The 21,651-nt window shown below is 64.7% G+C and carries 17 protein-coding genes and 1 pseudogene; 4 read left to right on the forward strand and 14 right to left on the reverse strand.

Annotated elements, in window-relative coordinates:
• Window positions 1-476 precede the first annotated feature (476 nt).
• Complete coding sequence (locus FNL56_RS21155) at window positions 477-1,373, forward strand: dihydrodipicolinate synthase family protein (protein ID WP_143574886.1); 897 nt, start codon at window positions 477-479, stop codon at window positions 1,371-1,373.
• A 101-nt stretch (window positions 1,374-1,474) separates the two neighbouring features.
• On the opposite strand, the gene FNL56_RS21160 is transcribed toward FNL56_RS21155, so the two are convergent.
• The 5 genes from FNL56_RS21160 to FNL56_RS21180 form a co-directional block, all read right to left on the reverse strand.
• Window positions 1,475-2,476 carry a polyphosphate kinase 2 family protein gene (locus FNL56_RS21160; RefSeq protein WP_143574887.1) on the reverse strand — a complete coding sequence of 334 codons (1,002 nt, stop codon included), beginning with the start codon at window positions 2,474-2,476 and terminating at the stop codon, window positions 1,475-1,477.
• An 80-nt stretch (window positions 2,477-2,556) separates the two neighbouring features.
• Window positions 2,557-3,264: an NUDIX hydrolase gene (locus FNL56_RS21165; RefSeq protein ID WP_143574888.1), complete on the reverse strand. Its 708-nt coding sequence runs from the start codon at window positions 3,262-3,264 to the stop codon at window positions 2,557-2,559.
• Window positions 3,265-3,273: 9 nt separating this feature from the next.
• The gene (locus FNL56_RS21170) at window positions 3,274-4,302 is read right to left on the reverse strand and encodes an ABC transporter substrate-binding protein (RefSeq protein ID WP_143574889.1); all 1,029 of its coding nucleotides are present in this window, start codon (window positions 4,300-4,302) and stop codon (window positions 3,274-3,276) included.
• A 69-nt stretch (window positions 4,303-4,371) separates the two neighbouring features.
• Window positions 4,372-5,157, reverse strand: coding sequence for an ABC transporter permease (locus FNL56_RS21175; RefSeq protein ID WP_143574890.1), 786 nt, complete (start codon window positions 5,155-5,157; stop codon window positions 4,372-4,374).
• A complete protein-coding gene (locus FNL56_RS21180; protein WP_246661470.1) occupies window positions 5,154-5,984 on the reverse strand; it encodes an ABC transporter ATP-binding protein in 831 nt (276 codons plus the stop codon). The genes FNL56_RS21175 and FNL56_RS21180 overlap by 4 nt, the downstream gene beginning before the upstream one ends.
• 265 nt (window positions 5,985-6,249) lie before the next feature.
• Between FNL56_RS21180 and FNL56_RS21185 the strand changes: the two genes are divergently transcribed.
• The gene (locus FNL56_RS21185; protein ID WP_143574891.1) at window positions 6,250-7,032 is read left to right on the forward strand and encodes an ATP-binding cassette domain-containing protein; all 783 of its coding nucleotides are present in this window, start codon (window positions 6,250-6,252) and stop codon (window positions 7,030-7,032) included.
• Window positions 7,029-8,588: a glycine betaine ABC transporter substrate-binding protein gene (locus tag FNL56_RS21190; RefSeq protein ID WP_143574892.1), complete on the forward strand. Its 1,560-nt coding sequence runs from the start codon at window positions 7,029-7,031 to the stop codon at window positions 8,586-8,588. The genes FNL56_RS21185 and FNL56_RS21190 overlap by 4 nt, the downstream gene beginning before the upstream one ends.
• Before the next feature lie 23 nt (window positions 8,589-8,611).
• On the opposite strand, the gene FNL56_RS21195 is transcribed toward FNL56_RS21190, so the two are convergent.
• The 7 genes and pseudogenes from FNL56_RS21195 to miaA form a co-directional block, all read right to left on the reverse strand.
• Complete coding sequence (locus FNL56_RS21195; protein ID WP_143574893.1) at window positions 8,612-10,315, reverse strand: sulfatase-like hydrolase/transferase; 1,704 nt, start codon at window positions 10,313-10,315, stop codon at window positions 8,612-8,614.
• A gap of 359 nt (window positions 10,316-10,674) precedes the next feature.
• Window positions 10,675-11,130: pseudogene (locus FNL56_RS21200) on the reverse strand (ABC transporter substrate-binding protein); the annotation flags it as partial.
• An 81-nt stretch (window positions 11,131-11,211) separates the two neighbouring features.
• Window positions 11,212-12,231, reverse strand: coding sequence for a ketol-acid reductoisomerase (gene ilvC, locus FNL56_RS21205; RefSeq protein ID WP_143574894.1), 1,020 nt, complete (start codon window positions 12,229-12,231; stop codon window positions 11,212-11,214).
• 153 nt (window positions 12,232-12,384) lie between these two features.
• Complete coding sequence (locus FNL56_RS21210) at window positions 12,385-13,257, reverse strand: EamA family transporter (protein WP_143578249.1); 873 nt, start codon at window positions 13,255-13,257, stop codon at window positions 12,385-12,387.
• A 20-nt stretch (window positions 13,258-13,277) separates the two neighbouring features.
• Entirely contained in the window at window positions 13,278-13,820 is a 543-nt protein-coding gene (ilvN, locus tag FNL56_RS21215; protein WP_143574896.1) for an acetolactate synthase small subunit, read from the reverse strand.
• 161 nt (window positions 13,821-13,981) lie between these two features.
• A complete protein-coding gene (locus FNL56_RS21220; protein WP_143574897.1) occupies window positions 13,982-15,760 on the reverse strand; it encodes an acetolactate synthase 3 large subunit in 1,779 nt (592 codons plus the stop codon).
• A gap of 392 nt (window positions 15,761-16,152) precedes the next feature.
• A complete protein-coding gene (gene miaA / locus FNL56_RS21225) occupies window positions 16,153-17,109 on the reverse strand; it encodes a tRNA (adenosine(37)-N6)-dimethylallyltransferase MiaA (protein WP_246661599.1) in 957 nt (318 codons plus the stop codon).
• On the opposite strand from miaA, the gene serB reads away from it, so the two are divergent.
• The gene (gene serB, locus FNL56_RS21230; RefSeq protein ID WP_143574898.1) at window positions 17,087-17,974 is read left to right on the forward strand and encodes a phosphoserine phosphatase SerB; all 888 of its coding nucleotides are present in this window, start codon (window positions 17,087-17,089) and stop codon (window positions 17,972-17,974) included. The two genes, miaA and serB, sit on opposite strands and share 23 nt — an antisense overlap.
• A gap of 3 nt (window positions 17,975-17,977) precedes the next feature.
• Here the strand turns inward: serB and FNL56_RS21235 are convergent, their stop codons facing one another.
• Window positions 17,978-18,235 carry a hypothetical protein gene (locus FNL56_RS21235; RefSeq protein ID WP_143574899.1) on the reverse strand — a complete coding sequence of 86 codons (258 nt, stop codon included), beginning with the start codon at window positions 18,233-18,235 and terminating at the stop codon, window positions 17,978-17,980.
• A 162-nt stretch (window positions 18,236-18,397) separates the two neighbouring features.
• On the reverse strand, window positions 18,398-21,598 hold the full coding sequence (locus FNL56_RS21240; RefSeq protein ID WP_143582327.1) for an efflux RND transporter permease subunit: 3,201 nt from the start codon (window positions 21,596-21,598) through the stop codon (window positions 18,398-18,400).
• Window positions 21,599-21,651: the final 53 nt, after the last annotated feature.

Here is a 21,651-nt window from a genome sequence, read left to right on the forward strand (position 1 = left end):
CGAAGGGTGGAGCGCAGCGCAGCCGGAATCGCACGGGCACACGCGGCACCAGCCACCGTCCCTCGAACTCCAACATCGTCGCTGCGAATCAGCATTGTCACACCTTCAAGTCCGCATCCTCGGCCTGAACCCCTGAGAGTTCGTTGCCGCAGCGGACGTTGGCCTGTTGTAGACGAATCGTGGCGGGCCGCAACGATTAAGAGGGTCAGGATGGTTGACCTTTCACCCCTCCCCTTTTGAGGGGGTAGGTCGAGAGCACGGCGCGAAGCGTGGTGTTGTCGGGGTGGGGTGACAGCGCCTGTGGTTGGCACCGAGACCGCTCACCAGCGCTGTCACCCCACCCCGGTTCGCATCATGCGTCGCATGCTGCGAACCGACCCTCCCCCTCAAAAGGAGAGGGTGAAAGAGGTCGGCCACACCCATTTCCCCCTGCCCCGCGTCCGCCTACAACGCCAACGCACCCAGCGAGGATATCCATGACCAGCTTCCTGAACGGCCTGTCGGCCTTCCCGATCACCCCAGCGGACCCCATCGGCAAGGTCGACACCGCGGCGCTGCGACGGCTGGTGACGCCGCTGGTGACGGCGAAGGTCGATTCGATCGGGCTACTCGGCTCGACCGGCATTTATCCGTTCCTGGCGCGCGCCGAGCGGCGGCGTGCCATCGATGCGGCGCTGGAAGAAACCAACGGTAGCGTCCCCGTGCTGGTCGGGATCGGCGCGCTTCGCACCGTTGAGGCGATCGCGCTGGCACAGGACGCCAAGGCCGCGGGCGCTTCCGCCGGGCTGCTGGCGCCGGTGTCCTACACGCCGCTCACCGAAGACGAGGTGTTCGCGCATTTTTCGGCGGTTGCCGCGGCCTGCGACCTGCCGATCGTAATCTACGATAATTTCGGCACCACGCATTTCAAATTCACGCCGGAGTTGATCGGCCGTATCGCGCGCATTCCCGGGGTCATCGCGGTGAAGGGCGCATCGCAGGCGCCTGAGCTTGCCGCGGATCACCACCAGCAATTGCGTGATGCCGTGCCGTCGGGCTTTTCCATCGGCTATTCCGGCGACTGGAACGCCACGGAAGCGCTGCTCGCGGGCGGCGACGCCTGGTACTGCGTCGCGGCCGGGCTGTTTCCGAAAGCCTGCCTCGCCATCGTGCACGCCGTGCAGACGGGCGATGTCGCCGAGGCTCGCCGCCTCAATGCGGAGCTGCAGCCGCTGTGGGCGCTGTTCCAGGAATTTTCCAGCCTGCGCGTGATGTATGCCGCGGCGGAGATCCTCAGCGTCTGCAACGCCGAGCCGCCCCGCCCCGTGCTGCCGCTCTCGGACGCCGCGAAGCAAAAGGTCGCGCAGGTGCTGCGAGAATTGAAGCTGAGCTAACGCGGCATTCGTAGGGTGGGAAAAGCGAAGCGTGCCCACCCTCCATGGCTCGGCGGCAATGGTGGGCACGGCGCAAGGGCGCCTTTGCCCACCCTACGGTCTCACGCCTTCGCACGCCCCTGCATCGCGGGCGCCTTCTCCGTCTTCTTGGCGCCAGACTTCTTCACATCCTTGTTAACCACCGCCGTAGCCTTCGGCTCGATCGGCGGGCCCTCTTTCAGCAACGCCTCGCGCACGGCATTCAGCCCCGGCAGGTCGGCCTTGTCGGTCTGGGGGAATTTCAGGTCGAGCTTCTCCAGCGCGCTGACGATGGTCGAGCCAATTACCACGCGCGCGAACCACTTGTGGTCCGCCGGCACCACGTGCCACGGCGCGTCCTTGCTCGCCGTGCCCCCTATCACGTCCTGATAGGCGCTCTGGTACTTGTCCCACAGCGCCCGCTCGCCGACATCTGCCATCGAGAACTTCCAGTTCTTGGCGGGTTCGTCGAGCCGGTCGAGAAAGCGCAGCCGCTGCTCTTCCTTGGAGACGTTGAGGAAGAACTTGAGCACCACGGTCCCGTTGCGAGCCAGGTATCGTTCGAACGCCGAGATATCCTCGAAGCGATCACGCCAGATGTTCTTGTTGATCAGTTCCGGCGGAATTTTCTGCTTGGCCAGAATTTCCGGATGGACCCGCACCACGAGGCATTCCTCGTAATAAGAGCGGTTAAAGATGCCGATGCGACCGCGCTGCGGCACCGCGATGGTATGGCGCCACATGAAATCGTGGTCGAGTTCGCTGGACGACGGCGTCTTGAACGAATGCACCTCGCAGCCCTGCGGATTGATGCCGTCGAACACCGCCTCGATGGCGCTGTCCTTGCCGGCGGCATCCATGCCCTGGAAAATCAGCAAGAGCGACCAACGGTCCTGCGCGTAGAGCTTTTCCTGCAGTTCCTGCAACCGCGTCCGGTTGGCCTCGACAATCTTCTTGCCGGTCTCCTTGTGCAACCCGCCTCGGGCGCCGGTGTCATGGCCCTTGAGATGAAACGGCCTGGAGCCATCGACACTGAACGGCTCGACATAGGATTTCAGGGCGGACGCGGTGGACTTGGCCGTCATGGGGTCGAAACTCCGGAAATGAGTATTGATGCTACCGCGCATGGCGCGCGAGCGCCACCCAGCCCGGTCGAATGCACGGGCTACGCCACCACCTGCAACTGCGCGGCGATGAACGCCGTCACGAAAACCGGCATGGTCGCCGTGAAATCATCGATGCGGCGCACTACATGCATCGCACTTAGTTCCGGCGAAACCTGCACGGCCAGGTTCGCTTCTATCCTCTGCCGCAAGGCTTCCGCAGGCATATCGACGTCGAGAACCCGCATCATCGCGATCGAACGCGGCGTCACCACGCAGTGCCAATCAGCAGCGGCGACGTAGTCCGAAGGCTCGAGGCCGGTTTCCTCGCCGACCTCGCGCGCCACGCTGCCGGCCAGATCGACGGCGTCGCCGCGGAGATCGTCGAGGTCGGGCGTACCGGATGGAAAATAGATCCGCCCGCCATTGGCCGTGCCTGAGCTCATTTCACCGAGGAGGTAGGCGCCGTCGCTGCTGCGCAGCGCGCCCATGCCGAAGCCGTTGAAGACCTCGTCGTCAGGCCCGCCGAAATCGCGCCACGCGAGGAAGCTCGCGAAATCGGTGTCGAAATATTCCGCGCGGAAGTGCGTTCCGCTGAACACCGGCTTGCGGCCGAGCAGGATACGACCGTTGAACAGCCCGGGCTTCTCGCTTTGCTTCTGCGCGAAGTGGGCGTCGATCTCGGCGCGGCGCTGCTCGGCGAACGTCCAGGGCGACGGCCGGTACGCCAGATCGAGCGTCGTGATGCGATGGATGACGGGCGACGTCATGCCGCAGAACTATTTCGCATTCGTCCCCATCGTCCGGCCGGCCTGCTCGACATATTTGTTGGTCCAGGTCTTGGTCACGTCGATGTTCGCTTTTGCAATTTCCGGCGAACTCTCGCTGAACACCGCCAGCACCGCGTCGGCCCCCTTCGGGTCCATCTTGCCGTCCAGCGAATACATCGGGATGGTGTTCTTCAGCGCCGCCAGATACAGCGCCTTGTCCTTGCCGACGAGGCCCTCCGGCATCTTGGCCATGATCTCCTCCGGCGTGTGCGAATGAATCCAGGTCAAGGTGTTGAGGATGGCCACCGTCAGTGCCTGCACTTCCTTCTCGTGGCTCTTGACCCACGCCGTCGTGCTGTACAGCGCGCCGCCGGGATAGTCGCCGCCGAACACCGCCTGCGTGTCATGCGCCGTGCGGGTGTCGCTGAGAATGCGCAGGTCCTTGTAAGTGCCCTGCAGCACGGTGACGGCGGGATCGAGCATCACGGCGGCGTCGATCTGGCCCTGCTGCATCGCCGCCACCGCGGTAGCGCCGAGGCCGACGCCGATTACCGAGGTGCCGGCCGGATCGAGGCCGTTCTTCTTCAGCATGAATTTCAGGAAGAAGTCGGTGGAGGAGCCGGGCGCGCTGACACCGACCTTCTTGCCGGCGAGGTCCTTGATCGACTTGATCTCGTCGGTGTGTTTTGGCGAGACCACCAGCACCAGCCCGGGATAGCGGTCATAGACCACGAAGGACTGCAGCTCCTGTTTCTTGGCGGCGAGGTTGACGCAGTGGTCGAAATAGCCGGACACCACATCCGCGCTGCCGCCGAGCACCGCCTTCAGCGCGTCCGAGCCGCCCTTGAGATCAACCAGTTCGACGCTGACGCCGGCTCTGTCGAATTCGCCGAGCTCGCGCGCCAGCACCGTCGGCAGGTAGCACAGGCAGGCCCCGCCGCCGACCGCGATGGTCACCTTGCTCTGCGCGGCGGCCATATCGCTTAGCATCAAGAGGGCAAACAGCGGCGCCATCAGCCGGCCGAACCAACGTGTCATGATGATCTCCCTGATCGTTCTTTCGGCCAGGATAGAGCAGCGCCCGCGCTTTGAGAAGCCAGCCGTGTTTCAGTCCCGCCCTGCCGCTGCCGGCTTCCACACCAGCAGACGGCGCTCGACCAGCGTGACCGCCAGATCGATCAGGATCACGAAGGCCGACAGCACGATCATGCCGGCGAACACGCCGGCGACGTCGAACGTGCCTTCCGCCTGCTGAATCAGGTAGCCGAGCCCGGCGGCCGAGCCGAGATATTCGCCGACCACCGCGCCGACCACGGCGAAACCCACCGCGGTGTGCAGAGACGAGAACATCCATGACAGCGCCGAGGGCCAGTAAACGTGGCGCAATTGCTGGCGCTCGTCCATGCCGAGCATGCTGGCATTATCGACCAGCGCGCGGCTGGTCTCCTTGACGCCCTGGTAAACGTTGAAGAACACGATGAAGAACACCAGCGTGACGCCGAGCGCGACCTTTGACCAGATGCCGAGCCCGAGCCACAATGTGAAGATCGGCGCCAGCACCACGCGCGGCAGCGCGTTGATCATCTTCACATAGGGATCGAACACGGCAGCGACGCGCGGCTGCCGCGCGAACCAGAACCCGACCATCACGCCGGCTACCGAGCCTATCACGAAGGCCAGCACCGACTCCAGCAGCGTGATCCCCAGATGCTTCCAGATCACGCCAGACGCAAACCACGCGACGATCTGGCTGAACACGTCGACCGGATTGGAAAAAAAGAACGGCGGCAGCAGCGGCTTGCCGAACAGCGGTACCGTCGTCAGTACTTGCCACAGGCCGAGGAACACGACGGCGACCAGCGCCTGAAACAGCAGCAGCATGGGCCGGCTCATCGCGAGATCTCCGCAGGACCTTGCGACTGCGCGTAGCCCTTCATCACTTCGTCCTTCAGCACGTCCCAGATCTGCCGGTGCAGCGCATGGAAATCCGGCAGCAGCCGCACTTCGAAAATATCGCGCGGGCGCGGCAGCGGCACGCGCCAGTCGCCGATGATGCGCGACGCCGGCCCCGCCGACATGATGACGACGCGATCGGCCAGCGCGATGGCTTCCTCGAGGTCGTGGGTGACGAACAGCACCGCCTTGCGATGCGCGCTCCACAGCCGCAGCAAGAGGTCACCCATGATCTGCCTTGTCTGCGCATCGAGCGGACCGAACGGCTCGTCCATCAAGAGAATCTGGGGATCGCGGATCAGCACCTGGGCCAGGCCAACGCGCTTGCGCTGGCCGCCGGACAGCATGTGCGGATAGCGGTCGCCGAAGCCGCCGAGGCCGACCGACACCAGCCATTGCTGTGCGCGCTCCAGCGCCTCGGTCCGCGCGGTGCCCGCGATCTCCAGCCCGATCGCCACATTGTCGCGCGCGGTCTTCCAGGGAAACAGCGCGTCGGCCTGAAACAGATAGCCGGCCTGCCTGTTCAAGCCCTGCAGCGGCTGGTCGAAAATGCGAATGGATCCCGCAGCCGGCCTCAACAATCCGGCGGCGACATTCAACAAGGTGGATTTACCGCAGCCGGTGGGCCCGACGATCGCGACGAACTCAGCCTCCGCCACGTTGAGCGTGGCTTGCTCGACCGCCGTATAGACGTGCTGGTCCACGCCAAACGCCACCGTGGCGCCGTCCAGCGCCACTGCTGATCCTCTCGCGGCGGTTGCCTGCACGCGCGTTCCCTCGATGTTTCGTTGCAGATGGCTTAGCGGCGCACAGACCGGAATTCAACGGGGTCAATCTTGGTCCGCCGGATACTGCATGTTAGCGTTGCAACGGCCCATCGGTTGTCGTCCCCGCGAAAGCGGGGACCCATAGCCTCAGGAGTTCTGTTTTGCGCTGTGGAAACAATCGAGCTCTTTCTTCGGGCTCAGAGGGTATGGGTCCCCGCTTCCGCGGGGATGACAGGAGAGTCCTGCGATCCAATTGCCGGCTTACATGACCGCCCCGCTCATCTCGTTCCAGCATGTCAGCAAGCGCTTCGACGGCGGCGTGCTCGCCGTGGACGATGTTTCGCTCGACGTCGCCGAAGGCGAGTTCCTGGCGATTGTCGGCGGTTCCGGTTCCGGCAAGACGACGTTGCTGCGGCTTGCCAACCGGCTGATCGACCCTTCCAGCGGCACGGTCACCGTGGGCGGCGAGGATGTCGCCGCCATCGACCCGATCGGGCTGCGACGGCGTATCGGCTACGTGTTCCAGAGCGGCGGGCTGTTCCCGCATATGAGCGTTGCCGACAATATCGGCATCACGCCAAAACTGCTCGGCACGCCGGCGGCCGAGATCGCCGCGCGCGTCGACGAACTGCTCGACCTTGTCCGGCTCGATCGCACGCAGCATCGCGACCGCTTCCCGCACGAACTGTCCGGCGGCCAGCGCCAGCGCGTCGGCGTCGCCCGCGCGCTCGCCGCGCGCCCGCGCATCGTGTTGATGGACGAACCCTTTGGCGCGCTAGATCCGTTGACGCGCGACGCGCTCGGCGACGATTATCGCGCGCTGCATACAAAGCTCGGCCTCACCACCATCATGATCACCCATGACATGACGGAAGCGATCCTGCTGGCCGATCGCGTCGCGGTGATGCGCTCCGGCCAACTGCTGGCGCAGGGCACCCTGACCGAGTTGTCGAACAACACCGACACCTATGTCGGCGAATTGCTCGGCACGCCGCGGCGGCAGGCCGAGCGACTGCAGATGCTGCTGCCGAAATCAGGTGCGGCATGAATCTCTTCAGCGATCCGCGCTGGAGCGAGGCGCTCGGCCACCTGCCCGATTATCTCGGCAACCACGTCCGCGTCAGCGTCACCGCGCTGGCGCTCGGCCTGGTCATCAGTCTGCCTCTGGCGATCCTGGCGCGGCATCGCCCGGTGCTACGCGGCGCCCTGCTCGGCCTCGCCAGCGTGGTGCAGACGGTGCCGGGCCTCGCGCTGCTGGCGCTGTTCTATCCGCTGCTGCTAGCGCTGGCGGCGCTATCGCTGCAATGGTTCGGCGTCGGCTTCTCCGCCTTCGGCTTTCTGCCCTCGGTGCTGGCACTGGCGCTGTATTCGATGCTGCCGGTGCTGCGCAACACCATCACCGGCCTCGACGGCGTCGATGCCGCCCTGATCGAGGCCGCGCAAGGCGTCGGCATGACCCAGCGGCAGTCGCTCACCATGATCGAGCTGCCGCTGGCGCTGCCGGTGATAATGGCCGGCATTCGCACCTCCGCGGTCTGGGTGATCGGCACCGCGACGCTGTCGACGCCGATCGGCCAGACCAGCCTCGGCAACTACATCTTTGCCGGGTTGCAGACGCAGAACTGGGTATTCGTGCTGTTCGGCTGCTTTGCCGCGGCAGTGCTGGCGCTCGGCGTGGACCAGTTGCTGGCGCTGATCGAGACCGGCATACGGCTGCGCCAGCGAGTTCGCACGGCGATCGGCGGGCTCGGCCTTGCCGCGCTGGTGATCGCCACGCTGGGGCCTTCGCTGTCGCATTCGCAAGCGCGCATTGTCGTCGGCGCCAAGACCTTCACCGAATCCTACGTGCTGGCGGCGCTGATGGCGCAGCGGCTGCAGGCCGCCGGCCTGCCGGTCACCACGCGCGAGGGCCTCGGTTCCAACGTGATCTTTGACGCGCTGAAGACCGGCGACATCGACGCTTACGTCGATTATTCCGGCACGCTGTGGGCCAACCAGTTTCACCGCACCGAAATCCTGCCGCGCGAACAGCTGCTTGCCGAGCTGAAGGCCACGCTCTCGAAAGAAAACATCACATTGCTCGGCGAACTCGGTTTCGAGAACGCCTATGCACTGGTGATGCCTCGCAAGAAAGCCGAAGCGCTCGGGATCAAGAGCATCGCCGACCTCGCGAAACATTCGTCCGGCATGACGATGGCGGCGGACTACGAATTCTTCTCGCGACCGGAATGGGCCGGACTGCAGAAGGCCTATCGCATCGGTTTTCGTGCGCAGCGCCAGATGCAGCCGGACTTCATGTATGCGGCCGTCGCCTCCGGCGAAATCGACGTCATCGCCGGCTACACCAGCGACGGCTTGATCGCGAAATACGATCTGGTGGTTCTGGACGATGCCAAACGCGCGATCCCGCCCTATGACGCGATCCTGCTGCTGTCCGACAAGCGTGCCGAGGATCAGGCGCTACGCGCCGCGCTGCAGCCGCTGCTTGGCCGCATCGACATCGCCACCATGCGGGAAGCCAATTTGCGCGCAGCGGGAGGAGACGGGAACAGTTCGCCGGATGTGGTCGCGCGTTGGCTGTGGGAGAAGATCGGGAAGAAGTGACATCGAAGGACGACGGCGTGCGCTCAGAGATTCTTGATCATCCCGGCATCGATCAAGAGCCGATTGAAGCGCCGGGCCTCCGCACCGTCCTTGCAGGCGTAGAACACGCCCTTGCAGCGCAGCATGATCTTCTTCTGCTCCTCGAACGACGGATCGAGCGGGATGCCGGCGGCCTCCTGGATCACCAGCGGCAGGTAGGGACCATCGATCGTATCCATCACCGCCTCGCTCTTCACCGGCTCGAAGTTGATGGCGTCGATCGCGTAGTACGTTGCGTAGTAGCGGGGGTCGTAGGCCATCAGCCGCTTGCCCAGCCCGACCTCGTCCAGCGCCGGATCGATCACGCCCGGCGAGAATTCCGGCTGATGGTCGCCGTAACGCACGATCAGGAACGGCTGCGCCGGAAACTGCTTTTTCAGTTTCGCGACGAACGCGCCGTAGTGATCGACGCTCATCGCCTGCCGGCGCAGGTACTCGTCGACGACCGGTGCGTTGCCGGGGCTGCGCCAGGCTGGCGTCAGGTCGGGGCGAAACTTGGTCTTCCAGGGGAAATGGTTGGCCGCGAGATAGACGAAGGTGAACAGCGGATTGGCGCTCGGCTGCTCGGCCATCAGCCGGATCGCGGAATCGTAGAAGAAGCTGTCCGGCTCGACGCCCTTGGCGCCGAGGTCCCTGGCGTCGTAGAAATTCTCCACGCCGGTCGAGGTCTGGAAGCTCTTCGCGCTCATGAAGGCGCCGAACGCGGGATACAGCGAGATCGTGCGATAGCCGCAGCGCCGCAGGGCCAGCGGCAGGCCACGCGCCACCCGGCCGGAGGCAATCCTCGTCACGAAATACGAGAACGGTCCGAACGAGCGCGACGACAGCCCGGCCAGCACGTTGTATTCGGTGAACCAGCTCGGCCCGCCATTGCTCTCGGCGAGGAATTTTCGGGCGCGACCGTCATAGGATTTGAAGTGCCCGCCATAGCCCGCTGACGTCTTGACCGAAGCAGCCTGCCTTATGTCGAACGAAGATTCGTCGTGCACCATGATGATGTGCGGCCGGCGGCCGACAGGATGGCAGGAATCCTCCAGCGGCATCTTCAGCCGCTCGGCCACCACGGCGTCCGATTCCATGAAGCCGTAATTGGCGAAATCCGACACCGCGGTGACGCCCGAGCGGGCAAACTTCGACAGATAGCCGTCGTCATAATAGCCGCGCCAGGCCTCGTCGGGCCAGGCCATGGCGTAGCCGACCAGCCCGGACAGGCAGGCCAGCATCGCGGCGGCAGCGGGCAGCCGGCGTATGCGAAACGGATCCAGCCACCACAGCGCATACATCAGCGGCAACACGACAACGGCGGCGGCAATGACCGACCAGCGCAAATTCGGAAAGATCGTGAACAGGAAGGCTGCGGTATCGCGGTCGATCACCATCAGGTCGACGAAGTTGGCGGTCATCTGCACCACGTCGTGCTTCAACCGCGACAGCAACACGAGGATCACTACCAGCGTCAGCGACAGCGCGCCGGACAGCGCGGGGCGGCGCAGCAACCCGATCCAGAAACCGTTCAGGATACCCCAGGCCAGCACGAAGCCGAGGCGCGAGCCGAGATCGGTCTCGGTCTGCCACATCACCGCCAATGCGCCGAAATGCGGGGCGGCCACAGCGAGCAGCCGCCACGTACCCGTTGACGGCGCGACGGCGGAGGCAGCGGTGGGCACTGGATTAAGCGGAGCCGCCATGGCGGGACGCAACGACGCCGGCACTGCCCAAACCTGCGCTGGCGGCGGCCAGAAGGCGGACGACGCAGCCGGACCCTGCGGCGTGTCATAAAAATGTAGTGGAACCGTCATGAACGCGCAATGAATTTACGGCGCCCGGAGCAACATGCGGCGATTGGCGCAAGCTCTCCGTCCGGATGCAGCGCAGCACGCAATGGTGCGCTGCGTCCGGACACGCGGCCTACTTCGCTGCCCCGTGATCAACTCGCCGAAGTGTTGCCAGCGCTCGCCCGGGAAGCGCATCATCTGGAACTGGTCGATCGGCGCGAGTCGGTCGCGCTGGTATTGACCATCACGCCCGGCAGCAGGCCGTCGAGCGTGAGGTCCTTCAGGTAGGCCGCAGCTTCGGCGTGGTAGCTCGGCAGCCAGCCCATCGTCCATGGAAAGCCTTTGGGATCGTTCCAGCGCGTGGCGCCGGTCGCCAGAAACAGTTGCGGCGTCTTCTTGGCGTTGACGTATTTCTGGATCGCGGCATTGGCGGCGGTGCCGACATTGTCGATGATCGCCATCACCTCGTCGCTCTCGACCAGCTTGCGGGTCTGCTCGACGGTCTTCGGCGGCGAATAGGCGTCGTCATAGGAGATGAAGGTGATCTTGCGGCCGTTGGTGCCGCCGTCGTAGTTGACCTTCTTGAAGAACGCCGCAGAGGCCTTGCCGAGAGTGCCGTAGGCCGAGGCCGGGCAGCTATAGGGCACGGTGTTGCTGATCCTGATCTCGGTGTCGGAGGCGCCGGGACCGTATTTCTTCTGCGCCAGCGCCGAGCTGGCGGGGCGCATCGCCGGTCCATCTCATCCGTCAACGAAAAAACGGGACCGCATTGCTGCGATCCCGTTCGTCGTCATCAATGCTGAGAAGGCTTAGTTCTTGGTCTTGTCGACCAGCGCCTTTTCCTTGATCCACGGCATCATGTCGCGCAGCTTGGCGCCCACTTCCTCAATCGGATGCGCAGCAGCGCGAGCGCGGGTCGCCTTGAACGAGGCCTGGTTGACCTTGTTCTCCAACATCCAGTCGCGGGCAAACTTGCCGCTCTGGATGTCGGTCAGTACGCGCTTCATCTCGGCCTTGGTCTCCGAAGTGACGATGCGCGGGCCGGTGACGTATTCGCCGTATTCCGCGGTATTGGAGATCGAGTAGTTCATGTTGGCGATGCCGCCTTCATAGATCAGGTCGACGATCAGCTTGAGCTCGTGCAGGCACTCGAAATAGGCCATCTCCGGCGCGTAGCCGGCTTCCACCAGCGTCTCGAAGCCGGCGCGGATCAGTTCGACGGTACCGCCGCACAGCACGACCTGCTCGCCGAACAGATCGGTCTCGCACTCTTCCTTGAACGAGGTCTCGATGATGCCGGCGCGGCCGCCGCCGACGGCGGAAGCGTAGGACAGGCCGAGGTCGTGGGCGTTGCCCGAGGTGTCCTTGTGAATCGCGATCAGGCAGGGCACGCCGCCGCCGCGCTGGTATTCCGAACGCACGGTGTGGCCGGGACCCTTCGGCGCGATCATCAGCACGTCGAGGTCTTCGCGCGGGTCGAGCAGGTTGAAGTGCACGTTGAGGCCGTGGGCGAAGACCAGGGCTGCGCCCTGCTTCATATTGTCGTGCATGTGCTCGCGGTAGATGTCGCCCTGCAATTCGTCGGGGGTCAGCATCATCATCAGGTCGGCCCACTTGGCGGCCTCGGCGACTTCCATCACCTTGAAGCCGGCGGCTTCCGCCTTCTTGGCCGAGGCCGAGCCCTTGCGCAGCGCGATCACCACGTCCTTGACGCCGGAATCCTTCAGGTTCAGCGCGTGGGCATGGCCCTGGCTGCCGTAGCCGACGATGCAGACCTTCTTGCCCTTGATCAGGTTCAGGTCAGCGTCGCGATCGTAGTAAACTCGCATGGTCGTTTCCTTTATTGGCAACAAGATCCGTCGCCCGTTCGAAGCGGTCGGTGGCCCAAGGCCGCCCACCATGAATTGCCGCCGGTTTCTAGGGCGACGTAAGCCGCGAGACAAGCCCGCGACGGTGATTTTGCGCCTGCCGCAGTGCACACATCAGGCGATCTCGGGCAGTGCCGGCGGTCGCGGCGACAGCAGCATCACCCCGATGCCCGCGATCACCACCATCATCCCGGCCAGCCGCAGCGTGCCGAATGTCTCGCCGAACACGATGGCCGAGGCGCCGGCGCCGATGAACGGCACCAGGAGTGCGAACGGCACCACCTGTGCGGCGGTATATTCGCGCAGCAGCCGGCCCCAGATCCAGTAGCCGAGCGTGGTCCCCAGCACCGCCAGCGCGACCACGCAGGCCGCAACCGGCAGAGAAATATGCACCAATGCCTGCCAGGTCGCGCCCGGCCCCTCGACAAAGAGCAGCACGCCGAGCAGCGGGACCATCGCCAGCAGTCCGATCCAGGCGAACAGATCGAGCATCGGCACGCCACCGGCGCGGCGCAGCAGCAGATTGGAAAACGCAAAACTCACCGGCGCCGTCATCAGTACCGCAAAGGCGCCAACGCTGAAGTCATACCCCACGGTTAAACAGATCAGCACCAGCCCGCAGGTCGCGATGCCGATCCCCAGCACCTGCAGCCGGGTCGGATGCTCGCGCAGGAACAGCGCGGCGAAAGCCACGGTGAACAGCGCCTGGCTCTGCACGATCACCGCAGTCAGCCCTGCAGGGACACCATGGGCGAGGCCATAGGTCTGCGCCAGGAATTGACACACCAGCAGCCAGCTGATGCCCAGCACCAGCGCGAAAGACAGTCGCGGCCGCGGCAGGAACAGGCACGGCAGGGCCGTGATGCCGAAGCGCAACGCGGTCAGCAGCGTCGATGAGATCTCGTCGAGCGCGATCCGCGTCAGCACGAAGCCAACGCCCCAGATCACGGCCACGGCGACGGCCAGCGCGATATCGAAGGGTTTCATGAACTAGAATGCGCGCGAGGCTACATCCCCTCCGCGCCGCGGCTGATGGCGGCGACGCCGGTGCGGGAGATTTCGACCAGGCCGAGCGGACGCATCAGGTCGATGAACTGGTTGATCTTGGCCGTGTTGCCGGTGATCTCGAACACGAAGCTCTCGGTGGTGGCATCGATCACGCGGGCACGGAAGGCTTCCGCCAGCCGCAGCGCCTCGACGCGGTGGTCGCCGGTGCCACGCAGCTTCACCATCGCCAGTTCGCGTTCGATCGAGCGGCCGGAAATCGTCATGTCGACGACGCGGTGCACCGGGATCATGCGGTCGAGCTGGTGCTTGATCTGCTGGATCACCATCGGCGTGCCCGTTGTAACGATGGTGATGCGCGAGACGTGCTTCTGGCTCTCCGTCTCCGACACGGTGAGGCTTTCGATATTGTAGCCGCGGCCGGAGAACAGCCCGATCACGCGCGCCAGCACGCCCGGCTCGTTGGCGACCAGCACCGAGAGCGTGTGCGTCTCGTTGGGATCGTGGCGGTCTTCCATGAAATAGGCGGAGGCGGGCTGTTCCATTGTCGTTTCCTGTCGGCGAAGTTCTCAGGTCCCGTCATCCTGAGGAGCGCGCCGTGGCGCGCGTCTCGAAGGACGACGGCATGTCCATCGTGGCGCGTCGTCCTAAGAGACGCCGCTACGCGGCTCCTCAGGATGACGCTTCAAGCTTTACACTGGCAGGATCACACCAGCGCCTTGCCGCCGGCGAAGGCGGCAGCCGTGGCGTCGTCATTGGCTTCCAGCGGCAGAAGCATCTCGTTGTGCGCCTTGCCGGACGGGATCATCGGGAAGCAGTTTTCCAGATTGGCAACGCGGCAGTCGAACAGCACCGGCTTCTTCACCTTGATCATCTCGTGGATCGCGCCGTCGAGATCACCGGGCTTCTCGACCCGGAAGCCGGCGCCGCCATAGGCCTCGGCCAGCTTGACGAAGTCCGGCAGCGCTTCGGAGTAGGAATGCGACAGCCGGTTGCCGTGCAGCAATTGCTGCCACTGCCGCACCATGCCCATGTACTGGTTGTTGAGGATGAAGATCTTGATCGGCAAATTGTGCTGCACGGCCGCCGACATTTCCTGCATCGTCATCTGCACCGAGGCGTCACCGGCAATGTCGATCACCAGCGCATCGGGATGCGCGACCTGCACGCCGAGTGCCGCCGGCAGGCCATAGCCCATGGTGCCTAGGCCGCCGGACGTCATCCAGCGATGTGGCTCCTCGAAGCCATAGAACTGCGCCGCCCACATCTGGTGCTGGCCGACCTCGGTGGTGATGTAGGTGTCGAGATTCTTGGTCGCCTCAAACAATCGCTGGACCGCAAACTGCGGCATGATCACATCGGCATTCTTCTTGTAGGCCAGCGAATTGCGGGCGCGCCAGGTCCCGATCTCCTTCCACCACAGATGTGTGTCCGGCTTTTTCACTTCGGCCTTGAACACCTGCAGGATGTCGCCCAGCACATTGGCGCAGTCGCCGATGATCGGCACGTCGACCCGGATGTTCTTGTTGATCGACGACGGATCGATGTCGATGTGGATCTTCTTGGAATGCGGCGAGAACGCATCGGTACGTCCCGTGATGCGATCGTCGAAGCGCGCGCCGACGCACAGCATGACGTCGCAGTCATGCATCGCCATGTTGGCCTCGTAGGTGCCGTGCATCCCGAGCATGCCGAGCCAGTTCGGACCGGACGCCGGATAGGCGCCGAGGCCCATCAGGGTCGAGGTGATCGGAAAGCCGGTGACTTCGACCAGTTCGCGCAGCAGTTTCGACGCCGACAAGCCGGCATTGATGACGCCGCCGCCGGAATAGATCACCGGCTTGCGGGCGCCGGCCAGCAGCGCCACCGCCTTGCGGATCTGCGCGGCATCGCCCTTCACCCGCGGCGTATAGGACACATGCACGTCGGCCTTGCGCGGCGGATGATAGGTGCCGGTGGCGAACTGCACGTCCTTCGGCACGTCGACCACGACCGGGCCGGGACGGCCGGTGGTGGCGACATAGAACGCCTCGTGCAGCACCTTGGCGAGGTCATTGACGTCGCGGACCAGCCAGTTGTGCTTGGTGCAGGGCCGTGTGATGCCGACGGTGTCGCATTCCTGGAATGCGTCATTGCCGATCAGATGCGTCGGCACCTGCCCGGTGATGCAGACCAGCGGGATCGAATCCATCAGCGCGTCAGCCAGCGGCGTCACCATGTTGGTGGCGCCGGGACCCGAGGTGACGAGCACGACGCCCGGCAGGCCGGTGGAGCGCGCATAGCCCTCGGCGGCGTGGCCGGCGCCCTGCTCGTGGCGGACCAGGATGTGCTCGACTTCGGACTGCTGGTAGATCTCGTCATAGATCGGCAGCACGGCGCCGCCGGGATAGCCGAAGATGTGCTTGACGCCGTGATCGGCGAGCGCGCGGACGATCATCGCCGCGCCGGTCATCTGGTTGGGATCGCTGGGCTTCATATCGGTCATGACGGGCTCCGGATGCGCCATTCGGCGCGGCTTGGTCGGACGAGAAAGTCGCTGGACAATAAAAAAGGGCCCCGTTGAGGACCCCCGCACACCGCCTTCGAGTGGATGGCCTCAACCACCCCCGGCGATGTGCCTGGGTACGACGACGATAATAAGGTGGGTAATTTTATTGCGCATCTGATCGCTCGAACGTTCTAAGGTTGCGCGAGATATAGCCGCCCGGGATTGGAAGTCAAGCGCAAGGCGTCGGTATCGCGTGATGACAAGCTAGTCCGGACTTGGTCGTTCCGCGAGCACGAAATTCGCACACCCAGCAATGCACGCGGCGGCAGGTAGCCCGGATGAAGGTGGCGCGCCACTTAGGGCGCGGCGCCGCAATCCGGGGGCAGCGCTCATGGAGGGGCGAGCCCCGGATTGTCATCCGGGCTACAGACCGCCTCAGGCGCCACCCAACCAAATTCCGGCAATTGATGCCGAAACCAGGTGAACTGCCGCTTGGCATAATGCCTTGTGTCGGCGCGGCCGATTACGGCGGCATCCTCGAGCGAGATCTCGCCCGCCAGATGCCGGATCAGTGCCGGCACGCCGTGCGCCTTCATCGCCGGCAGCAGCGGGTCGAGGTGTCGCGCCGCCATGGCGGCGACCTCGTCCAGCGCCCCTGCCCGCAGCATGCGATCGAACCGCGCATCGATACGCGCATACAGTTCGTCGCGCTCCGGCGTGAGGAACATCGCCCGAAACGTGCCGGCTGGCAGCAGCGGCGGCAGCGCGTCGCGGTGCCAGTCGGTCAGCGAGCGCCCGGTCGCCTCGACGACTTCCAGCGCGCGGGCGATCCGCGTGCGGTCGTTGCGATGCAGCCGCGCGGCACTCTCCGCGTCGCGCAGCGCCAGTTGGGCATGCAGCGCCTCGACGCCGTCCCGCTCCAGCCGCGCGCGGACATCGTCGCGCACCTCCAGGGCGATCGGCGGCACATCCGATAGACCCCGTGTCAGGGCCTTAAAGTATAGCCCGGAGCCGCCGACAAAAATCGGCAGCCGACCTTGCGCACGCACTTCGGCCAGCACCTTCGCCGCCTCCGCGACCCACGCCCCGGCGGAGAAATTCACCGCGGCATCCACAGTGCCATACAGCCGGTGCGGCAGTTCGGCCTCTTCGTCCAGCGTCGGCCGCGCCGTGAGTACGTGCAGGTCGCGGTAGACCTGCATCGAATCGGTATTGATGATGACGCCGCCCTGCACGCGCGCCAGCCGCACCGCCAGCGCCGACTTGCCGCTGGCGGTCGGCCCTGCGATAAGCAGCGCACCTTTTTCCGGCCCGGAATCCATCATGTCGCTTGTCGCTACCCTCATCTGCCATCCTGCCGATCCCGCCCTCGATAGCACGATCGTCGAAGGCGCGCGCGCGGTGTTGCCGCCGAACGAGGCGCACTGGCTGAGCGACGGGGTCGCCGCCGACTTCTACTTCGAGAGCGACGACGATATCCAGGCGATCGCCGAGCGGCTGCGGCAGGCGCGCGGCGATCTCGCGATCGACGTCGTCGTGCAATCGCGCGCAACGCGGCGCAAGAAGCTGCTGCTCGCCGACATGGATTCGACCATGATCGGCCAGGAATGCATCGACGAGCTCGCCGATTTTGCCGGCCTGAAAGCCTATGTCGCCGCCATCACCGAACGCGCGATGCGCGGCGAGATCGAATTCGAGCCGGCGCTGCGCGAGCGCGTCGCCTTGCTCAAGGGACTCTCCGTCGGAGTCGTCGACGAGGTGCTGGCGTCGCGGATATCGCTGACGTCCGGCGCGCGCGAACTGGTGCAGACGATGCGCGCCAATGGCGCCTATACCTGCCTGGTTTCGGGCGGCTTCACGCTGTTCACGCAAAAGGTCGCCGAGCTGATCGGCTTCCAGGAAAACCGCGCCAATGAACTCGTGGTCGAGGACGGCAAGCTGGCCGGGCTGGTCAACGAGCCGATTCTCGGCCGCGCTGCCAAGCTCGCGACGCTGGATGACCTTCGCGAGTCTTTCGACATCGATGGCATCGACACGCTGGTGGTCGGCGACGGCGCCAACGATCTGGCGATGATCGAAAGCGCGGGCCTGGGCGTCGCCTATCACGCCAAGCCCGCGGTGGCCGCGGCAGCCACCGCCCGCATCGACCATGGCGACCTCACCGCGCTGCTCTATGCGCAGGGCTACAAGCGAAGTGAATTCGTGAGCTAGAAACTACCGTTCGTTGCTCATCGGCGGCTGGAAGATCATCGGGCTCTCCTCGACACGGCGGCGCGCGACCTGCAGGGCATCGGCGAAATCGTCCGGATCGAACCACGGCTCATCGCGAAGCGTCGCATCGAGATCGTCGCGGACAATATCGGCAGCGGGGACGTCAAACCGCATGTCGTGCTTGGTGCTGACCAGTTGGATGCCGTAGCCGGTGACGGCCCATTGCCGACCCAGCCAGAAAATATCTCGATGCAGTACCACGCGACGCGTCCATTCAACTTGCTACGTAAACAACCCCGGACCGATCAGGCGCCGAGGTTATTGCCGGATTCATGTACCTACGCTTTGTTCCGGCCGCAACGATAATTCGTCGCCCTACGAAAAGTTCCAATTCCGGCGCGGCGCTGCCGCCGCGCCGGACGGTTAGTGATGCGACGCCGTCTCACCCTGGGGCATCGGGAGGCCGACGGTTGCATCACCGTGCTGCGTCAGCGGCCGGTTGCCGGAAAGCGCACGGAGCAGCACGTAGAACATCGGCGTGAAGAAGATGCCGAAGGCGGTGACGCCGATCATGCCGGAAAACACCGCGACGCCCATCGCCTGCCGCATCTCAGAGCCCGCGCCGGTGGAGATCACCAGCGGCACCACGCCCATGATGAAGGCCAGCGACGTCATCAGAATGGGCCGCAGCCGCAGGCGGTTGGCCTCGACCGCCGCCTGCACCGGCGTGCGCCCGTTGAATTCGAGCTCGCGCGCGAATTCGACGATCAGGATCGCGTTCTTCGCCGACAGCCCGACCAGCACGATCAGGCCGATCTGCGTGAACACGTTGTTGTCGCTGCCGGTGACCCAGACGCCGAACATCGCGGCCAGGAGGCCCATCGGCACGATCATGATAATCGACAGCGGCAACGTCAGGCTCTCATATTGTGCGGCGAGCACCAGGAACACCAGCAACAGCGCTACCGGGAACACGATGAAGGACGAGTTGCCGGCGATGATTTCCTGATAGGTCAGTTCGGTCCACTCGAAGCCGATGCCCTTCGGCAGCGTTTCGGCCGCCACCCGCGTGATCGCGTCCTGCGCCTGCCCGGTCGAATAGCCCGGCGCGGCATTGCCGTTGAGGTCGGCGGTGAGGAGGCCGTTGTAGCGCATCGCCCGCTCCGGCCCGGCACTCTCCTTGATCTTCAGCAGTGTCGACAGCGGCACCATCTCGCCGGTATCGGAGCGTGCCTTCAGCAGGCCGACGTCGTCCGCGCGCGCGCGATATTTCGCATCCGCCTGCACCCGCACCGAATAGGTGCGGCCGAACTTGTTGAAGTCGTTGACGTAGACCGATCCCAGATAGATCTGCATGGTCTCGAACACTGATGTCACGGGCACGCTGAGCTGACGCGCCTTGGTGCGGTCGATGTCGGCATAGAGCTGCGGCACGTTGATCTGGTAGCTGGAAAACAGCCCGACCAGTTCCTTCTGCGTCGAGGCCTTGGCGATGAACGCCTTGGTCGCCTCCGACAGCGCCTCGTAGCCGAGGCCGGCGCGGTCCTCGATCTGCAGCTTGAAGCCGCCGATCGTGCCGAGGCCGGACACCGGCGGCGGCGGGAACATGGCGATGAAGGCGTCCTGGATCTTCGAGTACTTGCCGTTCAGCGTCATGGCGATGGCGCCGCCGGAGAGTGACTTGTCCTTACGCTCCTCGAACGGCTTCAGCGTTACGAACACGATGCCGGAGTTCGACGAGTTGGTGAAACCGTTGATCGACAGGCCGGGAAACTGGATGGCGTCCTCGACGCCGGGCGTGGCACGCGCGATCTCGCCCATCTTGCGGATCACCTCTTCGGTGCGATCCAGCGTGGCGCCGTCGGGCAGTTGCGCGAAGCCGACCAGATACTGCTTGTCCTGACCCGGCACGAAGCCCCCCGGCACCGCCTTGAACAGCAGCGCGGTGACGCCGACCAGCACGACATAGGCGACCATCACGATGCCGCGCCGCGAGATCACGCTGGCGACGCCGCCGCCATAGGCGTTCGAGCTCCAGGTGAAGGCACGGTTGAAGCGCTTGAAGAAACCGCCGAGCACTCTGTCCATCCCGCGGGTCAGCGCATCCTTGGGTGCGTCGTGGCCTTTCAGCAGAAGCGCGGCGAGCGCCGGCGACAGCGTCAGCGAGTTGAACGCGGAGATCACCGTGGAGATCGCCACCGTCAGCGCGAACTGCTTGTAGAACTGCCCGGTGAGCCCGGTGATGAAGGCCAGCGGCACGAACACCGCGACCAGCACCAGGGCGATCGCGATGATCGGACCGGTGACTTCCTGCATCGCCTGATAGGCCGCCTCCTTCGGCGCCAGGCCTGCTTCGATGTTGCGCTCGACGTTCTCGACCACGACGATGGCGTCGTCGACCACGATGCCGATCGCCAGCACCAGTCCGAACAGCGTCAGCGCGTTGATCGAGAAACCGAACAGATGCATCACCGCAAAGGTGCCGACCACCGACACCGGCACCGCGATCAAAGGGATGATCGAGGCGCGCCAGGTCTGCAGGAACAGGATGACGACCAGCACCACCAGCGCCACCGCTTCCAGCAGCGTATGGATCACGGCTTCGATGGAAGCGCGGACGAACTGGGTGGGGTCATAGACGATACTGTAGTCCATGCCGTCCGGCATGTTCTGCTTCAGCTCGGCCATCGTCTTGCGGACGTTGTCGGAGATCTGGATGGCGTTGGAGCCCGGCGACTGGAAGATCGGGATCGCCACGGCGGAATCATTGTTGAGCAGCGAGCGCAGCGAATAGTCGGCGGCACCGAGTTCGATCCGCGCGACGTCGCGCAGCCGCGTCACTTCGCCATTGCTGCCGTTCTTGACGATGATCTCGCCGAATTCCTCTTCGGTCTGCAGCCGGCCCTGCGCATTGATCGAGAGCTGTAGATCGAGCCCCGGCTCGCCCGGCGACGCGCCGACCACGCCGGCGGCGGCCTGCACGTTCTGGGCACGGATCTCCTTGACGATGTCGCCGGGCGAAAGCCCGCGCTCCGCGACCTTCTGCGGGTCGAGCCAGACCCGCATCGAATAGTCGCCGGAGCCGAACAGCTGCACCTGGCCGACGCCTTCGAGGCGCGCCAGGCGGTCCTTGATGTTGAGCACGCCGTAATTGCGCAGATACGTCATGTCGTAGCGGCCGTTGGCCGAGGTCAGATGCACCACCATCGTGAGATCGGGTGCGCTCTTGATGGTGGTGATGCCCAGCGTGCGGACTTCCTGCGGCAGCCGCGGCTCGGCCCGCGACACGCGGTTCTGCACCAGCTGCTGCGCCTTGTCGGGATCGGTGCCGAGCCGGAACGTGACGTTCAGCGTCATCAACCCGTCGGTGGTCGCCTGGCTGCTCATATAGAGCATGCCCTCGACGCCGTTGATCTGCTCCTCGATCGGCGTCGCCACGGTTTCCGCAATGACTTTCGGGTTGGCGCCGGGATAGGTCGCGCGCACCACCACGGTCGGCGGCGCCACCTCGGGATATTCCGAGATCGGCAGCACCGGCATCGACAACAGGCCCGCCAGGAAGATCAGCGTCGACAGCACGCCGGCAAAGATCGGGCGATCAATGAAGAATCGGGAGAAGTTCATGGTGTCATCTTTTCAATGGCAGCGCGCATAGCAGGCACTGGTGCCGGCACGAT

The organism is Tardiphaga sp. vice304 (assembly GCF_007018905.1).
In the GTDB taxonomy this organism is placed as follows: Bacteria; Pseudomonadota; Alphaproteobacteria; order Rhizobiales; family Xanthobacteraceae; genus Tardiphaga.